Genomic DNA, 14,120 nt, shown 5'->3' on the forward strand with positions numbered 1-14,120 from the left:
ATTTATTTTATAAGTGGTGAGGGTTTCGTATTTCTAATTGTTTCGACATAAACTTCCTTGTTAAAAGGTTGATTACTCTGAATAGCTTTATACAAAGACTGTTTACCTACTTTTTGTATCAAGTCAGAAAAACTATACGGCGTATCTGGATGACTACTGGCTTCAATAAGATCTGAATAATCTTTTTCAGATAGTTTTGAACCACTAAACATGCGCTGAAATACTAGCTTTCTTTCATTTTTATCTGGTCTATTAAACTCTATTATCTGTGATGCCCTTCTAATAACTGCAGGATCTAATACTTTCAATCTATTTGTAATCAAAATAACAGCTAAAGAAATATTTTCTCTACCGATTAGATCAATTTGCTTAATTAAAACATTAAGTCCAGCGCGATCTTCGTGATGCGCTTGATTTTGATCACGGTCAGTAGCCAGATCATCAGCCTCATCAATTATTAGAATTCCCATCTGGCCCGACTTAATTTTAGATTTGACCTGTTCAAAAGCATCCGTAATACGGTTTGAGATTTCTCCCACTCTACCTGCACCACGAATATTAGATGGGGTCTCAAAAACAACAACGCGTTTGTCAATTTGCTTTGCCAATGGCGTACCTATTGACTGAGCCAAGGCTGTTTTACCACATCCAACATCTCCTGATAAAATAATCAATGGTGTACCACCGACTAAATTTTGAAAAAAATCTAGACCTTCTGGATGATGTTTTTTCTGCCATTTTTCAACCTTCTCATTATTAAAAAATAGTTCCAATGTATTTAATAGAGTATTCTTTTGCTTATCAATAGCAATCAAATCTTTATAAGCAGCCTCGGCGATTTGATTTGGATGCTTGTTCTCCTGTATTTTAACTTCCATATTTATTTTGTTATAATAGACCGTTGTAGTCTTAAATTATTGCTTACATAGTTTCGGTCTTGTGTTTCGGTGCCTTGTAAAGCACTACCTGTTCCCCATCCTCGCTTTCGCAAATTATCATTTACTAGTGTCGCATTGGTTTTTGAAAAATCGAGATCAACATACAAGGTTGCACTACATCCATTAGGTATAGCGAAATAATTTATACCTCCTGAAGCTGTTCCTGTGGATAAATAGCCGTAATTGTCAACTGTATATTTATAACTCATAAATTTTGTTCCTGAGGCATTATTTATTTGAATTTCAAAGAATTTAACAACCTTTTGATTCAGAATATAAGTCAGATCTTCAATCCAGCTTTCCGCGTGGGCATAAGAAATAATCTGCCTATTTGCAAATCCTATAATATCCTCATATGTATTTTGCATTACTGCTTTGACATCTGATTCTGAATAGCTTTCAGTTCCGCTAAATGTATATGTACTCATATCTTTATTTTTAATTAATTGCAGTGAGAAGAAAAGATTTTACCAAATAATAATTGCATATGTGCCAGACTATCTGCGTCTCTACCTTGCAAATCTGCAACAATAGCTCTATTCATAATCTCAGATGCTTCCTGCAGCCAGTCGGCCAATTCATCAACTTGATAATTTGGCCAAGACTTTACAATATTATTATCATCCATAACAGGATCAAGCACGTTCCAAGGTTTGTAGATATCCGGTTTAGGATTCTTATAATAGTCAGTAAACGAAACTGTCTCTTTGTTTTTGACAATATAGGCAAGGTATGAGAACCAGTTAGCTAAAGTTTGTGGATATGTCGTGTCATCACCACAGTTATCAAATGCCTTAGCTCCTAAAAGATTTACTAAAAAACTTGGAAGACATAGATTTTCTTCTGTTTCGATTTCTTTTACCGTACGCCACCATTTAAAAAGTCTAATACAATCATTGAAGGTTACAATACCTTGTGTTTCTTTTGTTATTGCAGTGCGTTTTCGAATAAACTCACGGTGTTTTTCTATAGACGTAGTTATTATATCACCATTAGCCCTTATTAACACCTGATAATCAGTATTATCTGCTTCAAACATAGGTACAATATCGAAGGATAGTTTTTCCTTCTCAAAAACAATATTCACAGAACTTTTAGTTACCTCAATGATATCATCTGGATAACAAGTTTCTGCGTACTTTTTAAAACGATTTATTAGCGGACCAAATTCTGTTTCTTTGTCCTTTTTAACAACAAAAGGCAAATCAATATCCTGACCTTCAGTAGTTGTGTCGCCTCGCATATTACGTCTTAGACCTGTTCTAGTTGAAAAAGAACCTGAATACGGCATTTTCACAATTGTAAGCCCATCTTTTTCAGCTTCAGCTTTTATACATTTTCTTACTTCATCAGATTTTTTTTTGATATTATCACGTGTTTCAGAAGGTGGTGCAATCCAAGAAACAAAATTCTTTATTCTTAAATGCAACGTACTTTTTGTTTTATATGAACTCATAACTTATTAATTTTAAGCAAAGAAAAAGTTCCATCACGAAATGGAATTTCGCGATGGAACTTTTTTATTTTTTTACCTTTTATTTGTATCTATTTAATACTAACTGTAATTTTTTAGTAAATTCACTTACAATACAAGGAGGAGATAATATTTTAACGCTATCACCATATCCTAATATTTTTTCATAAAATTCCCATGAAGGTTTAACTTTTACCGAAATTTGAAATTCTTCAGCATTATCAAAAAGAATCTTCTGAGTTGGGTGTAAACTTAAAGTTTTAAGATAATTACCTTGTGTTGGGGTAAATGATAATATTACTTCAATTGGATCCTCATTAAGTACCGTAATTCCAAATGAATAACGAAAGTATTCTTCAAAATCTAAGTTATTAGGCGTAAACTTTTCATCAAGTTTGTCAATATCAAGAATTCTATCAAGTCCATAAGTTACAATACCCTTATCATTCATTCCTATAAGATACCAACGATGTCTATCCTCTTTCAATAAATAAGGATGAAGTTTAGTACTTTTAGGTTTAGCTGCTCCGAACTTTTGATAGTTAACTTCAACAGCAAAGCAATTGTCTATAGCTTCTACAATTAAAGGAATCCACTCGTTACCACTAGATGCTTGGTTATTATCTGTTAAAACAATTACTCTGTCATCATTTTTTTCTGATATACCTTTTCTAATATTTACTGCATCCAGAACTTTATCTATCGCGTTTGTAAAATCTTTAAAGATATGATAATCTTTATACTGGCTTATAGTCTTTGCATAAAACATTAAAACACTAATGTCTTCTTCACGCAATCCAAAAGCTCGAATGGTATAGTTTTGATCTGAATAATAATACGCTTTTCGAGAATTACAATATTCAATTGGAGCATTATAATTTAATACATTATCTTCCTTCATCGCTATAATGTCATCATTAATCATTCTTAAAGAGACATTGATTGATAAATCTCTTTCAATGATTCTTTTCAAATCTTTAGTCTTAACATAATCTTGTGATCTCATTTCTCTGTCTATGATTGCATAGCGCCCCAAAGGATGTTTACTTATAGCCATTTTCTACTTCTTTTTTTAAATGTTCATATAGCATAACCATTTCAAATGTATCAAGTTTACAATACTTTAATAATGCTGTACTTAACTCTGCATCGCTAATGTCCGTGTATTGTATTTTACCATAGGCAGTTAATGTTTCTCCACCATCTGCAAGTTCTTCGACTCCGCCGGAAACAACCTCATGAAGTTCTTCCGCTGTCAAATCTTCAAAAAGGTTAGGTAATTTTTTATGTGGATTATCATAATGCATTTGAACATACTCTTCAATTTGAAAACCTCCATCAGCTAATACTAGTAAAAATGGATCTTCTTGCTTTTTATTAGCATATTCCTTTTTTCCAGTATAGTATAATTTATTAGGGCACTCTAGTCCTAATTTAAATCTTGACTTAGCGAGAACTTTCATAAACTTCTAAATTAATTATTTGAAATTATGCTTACTAAAAATAAAATAGAGGAATTGTTTTAGATAAGTGAATGTATGGACTTACTTTATATAAAGTACAAGTAAAAATACGTGTTTTAAGATCTTTACTTCAAGTTGAGTCATATCAAAAGGTCTTTAAATTTGATTGATGTTTTTGGCATTTATTTGAGGACTACACAAATAATAAGCAGAAAAAAAATTAAGAAGGGCATCCTTAAATACTATAATAATCCAAGATAACCTGGTAGATAATTGAATGTTTCCCGCTACCACTTTAAAAAGTTTCAGATTTCTTTAAAGCTTTTTTATTTTTAATTATTTATGGATTTTCCTTCTGTTACCAGACCTTCTCATTAGCTAAGATGATGACCACTTTGACAAAACAAAATCAAAAAAGCAGCGCAGGTTTTTAATTTACATTATTCCAGTTTGTAATTATCCAATCTGCAATTTTGTTATGAGTTCTTATCTCCGAAGGGACTGAATAACGTATCATTCTTTCGATTTTATTGTATGTATAGGTATTCGCAGGTGTGTTTGTCCAATGTTTTTTACCAATATGATTTATAAAATAAAGAACCTCATAACCTTCAGTTCTATTTAATTGCGAATAATCAGTTCCTTTTGTGTAATAAGGATTGTCTTCATCCGCTTTTGCTGTCCATTTATAATGCTTGCCATCATCATAAAGCATTTGTGATTTTAAATAACTCATAGTTCGATTTAATTAAAATTATTAATAATAACTTTCCAACTAGAAAAGTACTAAAAGCAAATAACATTAATAAAAACAAAACTTTATTACGGAAAACCATAATATTAAATAAAAATATATAACACTATTAAGTATTGATACTCATATTAAAACCTCTTTCTTCTAGAGCAAGTGTCTTCTACATTCATTAGTCCCTGAAGTTTTGCTTTAATAGCGGGAAGTATTCAAATATAGAAACACATTATTGCAGATTACTATGGGATTTTTGCATGCGCATTTTAAATGTGCTATTTTGGAATTAAGATAAATTAAGTTGTTTATTTTCTATCAAGGTTTAGAAAAAATTGAAAAAGCCTTAGAATATATATTCTAAGGCTTTTTTTTGTATTTGGAAATTCCTGTCTAATTTTAGTTTTGAAAAGAACGTTCTGATACTACACGCAGTTTCTGAATAAATTAAGCTTAATTTTAGGATTTGCTAAATCTTTCAAATAAAAAACTTACTTATTAAGGCTAAAACCAAAATTATTTTAGCATGTTTTAGCTGTAGCCCTTATGGAGCATCGTAATTCTTAATGAAGTTTATTGATTTATGAACATCTTCGAGTAAGACTTTGAAATTTGAAAATAAAGATACTTCAATACAAGAATGGTCATCAACTTCATACTCATATCCGTAGCCTCCAACGTTTTTTGTTAACGTGTTTTCTGATATTTTATAATCTATCTCATACATTCCTTCAGGGTTATGAAATCTTAGTATAATTGAATTTATAATTTTATTTGTATCTTGAAAAACAAGAGTATCGAAATGTTTTTCAAAAAAAATTCTTGTAATAATCTCTTTAAATGCTACTACATCAAATTTAAATGTCAATGAAGGTGTTTCCATATAGTCGCAGTTCAACCATTTCGCATGTCTACTTCCAAAATTTTCAATTCCAAAATAATCAATACCCAAAGAAATAAATGTATCTCTGCTAGAGTTAAGTGCTGTCCAATCATATCCTAATTCTGAATCTGGATTAATAATCTTATAAATTGTAAAAGAACTTGCATCTTCGTTTAAAATTTCTGAATATGGTGAATCAGAAATATTTCTATCTTCAAAGTATTTATATAATTTTTCACGATAAACTTTTAATTCAGTAGGTTTTATTCCCTTTGATTGACTAGGTCTAGAGTCATATTCATCATGATGTTCAAAACATAGAAAAACTAAGTTATCAAATGCTGCGTTTTCATTATTCCGATCCACGTGAGCTATTTGACCTTTACGTACCTTATTGTTGTTTTCAAGAGCAAAGCATAAGGCACACCTTCTCCTAGATTTAACTAAGATTTCTGCTTCGTTTTTTGGATTTATGACCTTTCTTGGCATTTTTTTAAGCTACAGTTAAAGTTGTGGGACTATGGCGATTTTGGGACTAAATTAAGACCATTCTTCGGATTTGCCAAATCTTTCCAAATACAAGACAATTTTACCATTAAGCCAATTGACCAAATCCGTTGTAGTGTCTGTCGGCGGTAGTTTTTTTTATTTATTAACTCTAATTTCATTAAAAAAAGTTTTCCATTTCTATTTCAATAATTAATATTGGAAAATACTTTCAAAAATTCGTATTTTATTTTTGAATTCTAATGTATCAGCAAAAAAGGAGTCATTTTTTTTAGTCCTTAATAGAAATCAATGCAATAATTAGTTTCTGGACAACTCGATCCATGGCTTTAAATTTGTTTGAAATTTTTACAAAAACATATCATATCTAATTTTGAACAATCCGAATTTTATATCGAAAAACATTATTTTTATCTGTATATATTTTTCCTAAAACTAACATGTTTACTGTATTTCTATTTTGGAAGAAGTTTTAAAAGTAAACCTCCAGAATCAATGACAAAACATACATTTTTTCGCACGCTTTAAGAATCACATTCCCATTTTCTTGAAATTCCCCGCTTATTTCTCGATTTTTTTTCCTACATTTACAGAGGTTAATAAACCCAAGAATTTCAAGAGTGCCCTATTAGTGCCCTTCTTTTTTTGACATAACATGACACCCAGTGTTTGCTGGGGCTTACGATACAGGTGGCGGAGCCTCTTTCTCCGATATATAAAGTTCCAGAAAAAACTTTAAAAGTCAAAGCTGCCCCAATTTCTATAAATATTTTGGCAGCTTGAAACATTTTGTTTTACAAAACTCAACTGTATGAATTTTACCACTTTGTATTTTATATAAAACAAATTTAATTCTCTTAGCATAAAGACTCTTTAGGACTTTATTCTAATTCCTGCCTCTTGTTGGGCATTTCATTTCCCAAGCTGTGATAAAAAAGGCAATTAGATATTACTAAAACTATATTTTATTCTTTTTACTTATATTGTATTCCGTTCCAGACTCTTTAAAAAATAGCTTAAATCTTATATTTACATTATTAATGATCGGCTAAAGACTAAAAAAATCGATGTACAACATTTTTTTTAAATGTTTAATTTATAAATCATTTTGTTTTTTCTTTTTCAGATCAAATACTAATTGAAAACAGAAAGATTATCTCAATTAGGAATAAAAAACTACACATAAATTTATCTGTAATTTTAGTTTTAGGGTATTTATTCTATTGTATTTTCTTATTGATAATTTTTAAAAAACTAAGGTATCAGCGCATAGCTTTTATTAATATTTATATTATCGTATCATGAAAAAACTTTTCTTGTCATCTGTACTGCTTTTTCCTATACACTCGATTCTTTTTTCTACCCCTGTCTCTGTTCGATGCTTTGCTAATCTGGAAGCTCTATCCATTCAAAACTTTGGAGCTGACTTCCCTGCAAAATCGGTAAGTGTATTTGAAACCGAGAGACACAGGGTATGGATCAACTTAACAAATACACAGGGTCTTTTTAAACAAATTTTGATCGCCTATGCAACAGGAGCAACCAATGGATGGGATCAAAATTATGATGCTCCAACAATGGATGTCAATCCTTTTGCAGATTTTTACAGTATTAATGAAGATAAAAAGCTGGTTATTCAAGGACGCGCAGTTCCCTTTGACCCATCAGATATTGTGCCTTTGGGCTACAAATCCAACATTACAGGAGAGATGAATATATCCATAGATCATGTAGACGGCGAATTAGCCAATAGGAATATTTATTTATATGACAAAAAAAAAGGGATTGTTCATAATTTAAAAAGCGCAGGCTATACATTTTCTACTTTAACAGGTGTCTTTACAGATAGGTTTGTTATAAGTTACAGTGCAGATCAGAACTTAAGAGTAGATGATTTTGAAAATTCCCCACAGGATTTTATTATTACTTCGAAAAATAAAACTATAAAACTAAAATCTAATCAGACCGCTTTAAAACAGGTGTCTGTTTTTGATATTACGGGAAAACTGCTTTACTTGGTCCAGAAAATCGGAAAAACAGAATTAGAAATTTCCGGCATTGAGTCAGGATCTCAAGTTTTATTAGTTAAAACTATACTGAATGACGGGAGTACGATCAATAAGAAGGTAGTTTTCTAGTGTAATTAAAAGTTAAAAAAATGGCTGAGCGGATATTATAAAAATACCGTTTGCTTTTTTATATCATTAAAATATATGAAGAATATTATCCATACACTCTTATATCCTTTAATACTGGATAATGATACCTTTAACATTTCTAATATACTAGCTCGTTATTTTATTGATGTTAATTCTTTACAAAATAATAAAACAAAAATCTTACCTTAAGCTTTCAATTCCAGTATGAGTAGGAACTACTTCCTTTATTGATCCTTCTGGATTAAACTCTAATTTATCAATACAAACCTCTCGATGAAAACCACCTGCACGTCCCATTTTTATTCCTGTTGGGAATGAAAATCGGTGATAAACGATATACCATTCGTCTTTGCCGGGAATTTGTAAAACCGAATTATGTCCCGTTGCATAGATCCCAAGTTTTGGAATTGCCTGAATCACAACATTATTCTGAGGTATTTCAAGAGGTCCGGTTGGAGAATCTGAAATTCCGTATCTTACTTTATAATTCGGACTTCTGGTATCATCTTCGCTCCAAAAGAAATAATACTTTCCGTTTCTGTAAATCACATACGTTCCCTCACGAAAAGTTTTATCTACCGTAATTATTTTCATGGTTCCTTCTTTAAGCGAAATCATATCTGGATTTAATTCGGCGGCAGCCATATACATATTTCCCCAATACAAATAACTTTTACCCGTTTTTGGATCTGTAAATACATCTGGATCAATTTCTTGTCCCTCAGTTATACCTTCGGGTCTTGTTCCGACAATCGCTTTTCCGCTATCTTTAAATGGTCCTGTCGGAGAATCTGAAACGGCTGCTCCAATTTTCTGTGCTGCCGTAAAATAATAGAAATACTTATATTTTCCTTTTATCTTTTTCTCAATAATACAAGGCGCCCAAGCATTTCTATTTCCCCAAGAAACTTCTTTTTTAAGATCCAGAATAACACCTTCCTCTTTCCAGTCAACCAAATTATCAGATGAAAAAGTTTTAAAATAATAGCCCGACCAATCATTAAATCCGTCGGTTGTTGGATAGATATAATATTTTTTTGTTTTGTTAGAATACAGAATTTCAGGATCAGCATAATAACCTTCCAGAACTGGATTATTATTTATTTTAGAAAGCTGCGGCGGCATTCCCCATTTAGCCGTAATTCTTTTGAGTTCAGAACGCGTTATGGGTAGAATAGTTCCGTGACGCGGTTTAAAATCCATTGAAATATCTTGATCAATAACCGTGAAATTTTCTAAATCTTTCGTTTTTGTAAATTGATATTTTCCTTTCGAATATACATCATACATTAAAATATATTCATCTGAATTGTTAAGTTTAAAAATACTTGAGCCCTCAACTTTTTCTTTGGTCTGCTGCAGATAATTATCATTTTCTTTCCAGTTTCCAGAAGTCAAATCGTTTGTTACAGCCGTTTTTATTCCAGCAGTTTCTGATTCTGTTTTATAAAAAAGATGATAAACACCGTCTTTCTCAATGATATCTCCATCAATGCAAGCTCCTTTAGATTTTGGAACAAATAATAGTTTTGGAACACTTTCTAAAGCGGTGAAATCTTCATTCGCGTAGGCGTAATAAATTTTATCAGGATCTGTACCGTGCTGCATGCTAAAGTAAATCATGTATTTACCCGCTTTTGTATCGTAAATCGTCTGCGGTGCCCAAACTCTTTTTAAGTTTTTATTTCCAGAAAAAGCAGTCTGCATATTTACTACAGCACTTTTCCAGTTTACCAAATCGGTACTTTTAAGCAAAACCATCGCACGATTGCTGTCCCAGCCTTTTGAAGAAGTCATATCGGTCAAAACCATATAAAATGTTTTTCCGTCTTCTCCCCTCAATATATGCGGATCGCGAACACCTCCCGTAGAACTGATCGTTTTACTATCTAAAATTGGTTTGTTGTTATTCAGGCTGTAATAATGATATCCGTCTGCACTTACAGCATAATTTACTGCTTCTTCTTCGACTTTATTTCCAGTGAAATAAACGAACAAATAAGCCGTCAAATCTTTCTCTGCAACAGCTGGCGGACCATTTTTAACATTATTCTGAGCTTGAGAAAAATTAGAAGCAGCAAATAATGAGAACAGACTAAAAAATATACTTTTCATTTATTTTTTACTTTTTAATTGATATAGAACTGAACTATGCGGTTTAAGATCAGCTCCAATTTCTTTTCCTGTTATTTTTGATTTTTCGCCTGTCCAGACATTTAAAACCTCAACTGAATTTGAAATTTCCAAATCCGAAAGATTTACTGAAACTTTTTCAGAGGCAGTATCAGAAACATTAAATAAAGCCAGATAAACACTACCGTCTTTAGCATTTTTTGAAGTCACAGCAATTTTTCCATCTTTCTGAAAAAGTTGTTTGACATCTGTACTTTCGTTATGCATTTTTACAACTTCTTTATTTGTTAATAATGATAATGTGAAAGCGTCATTACTTGGCAAATCTCCACCGAAAAACAAGGGTGATTTGAAAATATTGAAAAATGTAATCAAAGTATATTGTTCGTCTTTTGTTAAACGCGTCATTCGGTCATTTCCACGTTCTCCCCTTATAGAAATACGTCCAAGCGGAATCATATCGCAATCTGGCCAAGTTCCCGGGGCAATGTGCGGATACCACTTTTGAGCCACATCCATTAAATGGGTGATATGCGGCCAGGTATCCCAAACATCATCTACCATACGCCACATATTGGCATGTGTGGTTACGTGCGGTGCTGCAGCAATTGGCGTTTCTCCTGGTGAAGTGCTTAATACGATTTTACGTCCGCACTTATCTATCGCATTTCTGATTAAGTTAATTTCGCCTTCATGATAGGGTCTGGACAAATCATCAATTTTAATAAAATCTACGCCCCATTGTGCGTACAATTCAAATATAGAATCGTAATACTCTTGTGCTCCAGATTTGTCTGCCAAAATGGTATAATTATCTTTTAACCATTCACATTGCAAAGCTGTTGTGTAAATTTGGTCTGCTGTAATTCCGTTTGTGCCTTTAATCGGCAATTTATCTTCTACAGCTTTTTTAGGAATTCCTCGCATAATATGGATTCCGAATTTTAGTCCTTTTTTATGAATATAATCGGCTAGTGGTTTAAAACCTTGTCCGTCTTTTGCTGAAGGAAATCGATTTACAGCTGGCAGATATCTTCCGTATTGATCCATTACATAACGAGGATCTTTCTGATTGTAACCTCCTGCTTTATCATTTTCAACAAACCATCTGATATCTACTACAATATATTCCCAGCCAAATTTCTTTAATTTTTCTGCCATATAATCGGCATTGGCTTTTACTTCATGTTCTTCGACAGTTGGTCCATAACAATCCCAGCTGTTCCATCCCATTGGAGGCGTCTGAGCCCATTGTTTAAATGCTTCTTTTTGGAAGGTTTTTGTTTGGGAATTCGAAGAAATCGAAACCAAAATAATGCTTAATATAATGAGTAATCTATTTTTGGAATTCATCATAATTTTATTTTTTTAATACAAAAACTGCATTTCTTACTTCACATTTATAATAACCTCAACAGGTTTTAACCATTGGCTAGTAAATTTTACTTTAATGGGTTCTGATGAATTTCCGTTGGATTGAATATAAGCTGCAATATGTCCATGAAAAACTCTTTGCACATTATCGGTGTAATCTGTCATGTCGCTGTTATTTCCTGCTTCAAGACCTAACAAAGTTCCTGGACCACTTATCGTACAAGTCACTTCATTATCAGAAAGCATTACTGGAAGCCCGTTTTGGTCTTTTACCTGAACCATAATTTTTGCAACGCCTTTGTCTTTACTAATTGTGGTGTTTTTGTTGTCAATCGTTAATTCAACTGGTTGCTGCGTGGTATTAATGGCATGACGGCTTACTTCTTTATCACTGGCATCTAAACCGATTACTTCTAATTTTCCTGATGAAAATGGAATGTCCCAATAAATAATTCCTGTTTTTTCATCATATAATTTCGTTTCGCCAACCACTTTTCCGTTCAATTCCAAACGTGCTTTTGATGCATTGGTATAACAAACGACACGTATTTTTTGTCCTTCTTCGTAATTCCAGATTGCCCAGGCATCTTTAGAAATATCCTTTTCATTTGTTAACGGATAAGTTCCTAAATATGCCATTGGCTTATCGGACCATAAAGACTGACGAAAATATCCTCTGGGTTTTATCACGCCGGCAAAATCAACTAATCCAGAATAAAATCCTCTAGAAGGCCATCTTCCCGATTCTCCCAAATAATCAATTCCTGTCCAGAGAAACTGACCGAAAATATGTTTGTTATTTTTTACTTCCAGCCAAGGCTTCATGTCATGTGTATTTTCACTTCCGTAAATCACTCGATTCGGATATTTTTCATGATCCGTTTGATATTTGCTTTCAGTATAATTGTATCCCGTAATATCTAAGGCACCAGGATACTCCGTTTCATTAGACATTGCCACCCCTGCCAAACCAGCAGTTGTCGGGCGAGATTTATCGTATTTTTTAACGGCCGCAACCAAACGTTTTGCAATAGCTCCAAGGCGCATTGCATCTGGCGCATCTTTTTTGTAACCGCCGTAAGCTGCCTGCCCAAAACCATCTTTCCCTTTATCTAAAACAGGATGAGAATACGGATCGTTTGGATAATCGACTTCATTTCCAATACTCCAAGCAAAAACGGAAAGATGATTTCTATCGCGTCTAACAAAGTCTTCCAAGTCTTTTTCTGCCCAATTCGCAAAAATATCGAATGAACCTTCGTAACCCGGCGTTCCGTAATTCCAGCCTTCCAGCCATTTACGTTTTGGGAATTCCCATTCGTCATAAGCTTCATTTAAAACCAGTAAACCTAATTCGTCACAAAGTTCATAGAATTCAGGCGCTTGTGGATTATGGCTTGTACGAACGGCATTTACTCCAATTTCTTTCAATGTTTCCAATCTGGTTTTCCAAACTTCTCTTGGAACTGCAGAACCCAAAACTCCAGCATCGTGATGCAGACAAACGCCTTTCATTTTCATCCATTTTCCGTTAAGGGCAAAACCATTATTGGGATCGAAAGTGAAAGTTCTAAAACCTGTTTGCGTTATTGTTTTATCAATTTCTTTTCCGTTCTGTAAAACGGTTGTTTTAAGCTGATACAAATTCGGATTTTCTAAATCCCATAATTGTGGATTTTTAACATTGATTTTTGCCGAAATTTTTCCATTTTGATTGGCAGGAATTTCTACTTTAGAAGATGCTTTGGCAATCGATTTTCCATCTTTTGAAATTAATTCATTTAAAACCGTCAAAGTAGTTTTTGCTGCAGAACCATTTTCTACCTCAACTTCAACATTTAAAATACCATTTCCTTTTTGTACTTCTGGATAAGCGTAAACGCCCCATTGTGCAATATGAACCGGATTTGCATACACAACCCAGACATCTCTGTAAATTCCAGAACCGCTGTACCATCTTGAATCGGCACTTTGACTGTGATCTACACGAACTGAAATCGTATTTTCTTTGCCATATTTTATAAAATCAGTAGCATCGTAAGCAAAAGAAATATATCCATTTGGACGTTTTCCTAATGAATGTCCGTTTATAAAAACTTCACTTCGATTGTAAACTCCTTCAAAATACAAATACACCTTTTCACCCGATTTGCTTTGCGGAATCGTAATTGATTTTCTATACCAAGCAATTCCACCCGGCAGATACCCCGTTGCACTTGCCAGAGTTGGACTCAATTGTCCTTTAACGCTCCAATCGTGCGGCACATTTACTGGTTTCCATTTGCTGTCGTCAAATGAAGCATTTTTGGCATCAGAAATATCTTGAAGATTAAATTTCCAGTTGTCATTTATTTTATTTGAATCTCCAAATGAAATTTGGCTAAATGCCGAAAAACATGAAAAGAGAAATACGGGCAATACTATTCTATTTGTAAACACTATCT

11 protein-coding genes are annotated in these 14,120 nt (G+C 32.9%); 1 reads left to right on the forward strand and 10 read right to left on the reverse strand.

The window, feature by feature from the left end; translation table 11 throughout:
• Positions 1-2: 2 nt before the first annotated feature.
• The 7 genes from L1276_RS12680 to L1276_RS12710 all read right to left on the reverse strand — a co-directional run bounded on the left by L1276_RS12680 (position 3) and on the right by L1276_RS12710 (position 5,992).
• Entirely contained in the window at positions 3-878 is an 876-nt protein-coding gene (locus L1276_RS12680; protein WP_253788315.1) for an ATP-binding protein, read from the reverse strand.
• 2 nt (positions 879-880) lie between these two features.
• A complete protein-coding gene (locus L1276_RS12685) occupies positions 881-1,366 on the reverse strand; it encodes a hypothetical protein (RefSeq protein ID WP_253788317.1) in 486 nt (161 codons plus the stop codon).
• Between the two features lie 14 nt (positions 1,367-1,380).
• Positions 1,381-2,394, reverse strand: a complete 1,014-nt coding sequence (locus L1276_RS12690) for a CBASS oligonucleotide cyclase (protein ID WP_253788319.1) — start codon at positions 2,392-2,394, stop codon at positions 1,381-1,383.
• A gap of 79 nt (positions 2,395-2,473) precedes the next feature.
• The gene (locus L1276_RS12695; protein ID WP_253788321.1) at positions 2,474-3,469 is read right to left on the reverse strand and encodes a YafY family protein; all 996 of its coding nucleotides are present in this window, start codon (positions 3,467-3,469) and stop codon (positions 2,474-2,476) included.
• Positions 3,456-3,875 (reverse strand): hypothetical protein, encoded by a 420-nt coding sequence (locus L1276_RS12700; RefSeq protein WP_253788323.1) that lies wholly within the window; start codon positions 3,873-3,875, stop codon positions 3,456-3,458. Before L1276_RS12700 ends, L1276_RS12695 begins: the two co-directional genes overlap by 14 nt.
• Positions 3,876-4,305: 430 nt before the next feature.
• The gene (locus L1276_RS12705; protein WP_253788325.1) at positions 4,306-4,611 is read right to left on the reverse strand and encodes a hypothetical protein; all 306 of its coding nucleotides are present in this window, start codon (positions 4,609-4,611) and stop codon (positions 4,306-4,308) included.
• Positions 4,612-5,164: 553 nt separating this feature from the next.
• Positions 5,165-5,992 (reverse strand): hypothetical protein, encoded by an 828-nt coding sequence (locus tag L1276_RS12710; RefSeq protein WP_253788326.1) that lies wholly within the window; start codon positions 5,990-5,992, stop codon positions 5,165-5,167.
• A 1,319-nt stretch (positions 5,993-7,311) separates the two neighbouring features.
• On the opposite strand from L1276_RS12710, the gene L1276_RS12715 reads away from it, so the two are divergent.
• A complete protein-coding gene (locus L1276_RS12715; RefSeq protein ID WP_253788328.1) occupies positions 7,312-8,148 on the forward strand; it encodes a T9SS sorting signal type C domain-containing protein in 837 nt (278 codons plus the stop codon).
• Positions 8,149-8,349: 201 nt separating this feature from the next.
• Here L1276_RS12715 and L1276_RS12720 read toward each other — a convergent pair whose 3' ends face one another.
• The 3 genes from L1276_RS12720 to L1276_RS12730 are packed head-to-tail and all read right to left on the reverse strand — an operon-like array spanning position 8,350 to position 14,115.
• Entirely contained in the window at positions 8,350-10,284 is a 1,935-nt protein-coding gene (locus L1276_RS12720) for a family 43 glycosylhydrolase (protein WP_253788330.1), read from the reverse strand.
• Entirely contained in the window at positions 10,285-11,658 is a 1,374-nt protein-coding gene (locus L1276_RS12725; protein WP_253788331.1) for a glycoside hydrolase family 27 protein, read from the reverse strand.
• A gap of 33 nt (positions 11,659-11,691) precedes the next feature.
• Entirely contained in the window at positions 11,692-14,115 is a 2,424-nt protein-coding gene (locus L1276_RS12730; RefSeq protein ID WP_253788332.1) for a sugar-binding domain-containing protein, read from the reverse strand.
• Positions 14,116-14,120: the final 5 nt, after the last annotated feature.

The sequence above is a fragment of the Flavobacterium sp. HSC-32F16 genome, assembly GCF_024171645.1.
In the GTDB taxonomy this organism is placed as follows: Bacteria; Bacteroidota; Bacteroidia; order Flavobacteriales; family Flavobacteriaceae; genus Flavobacterium.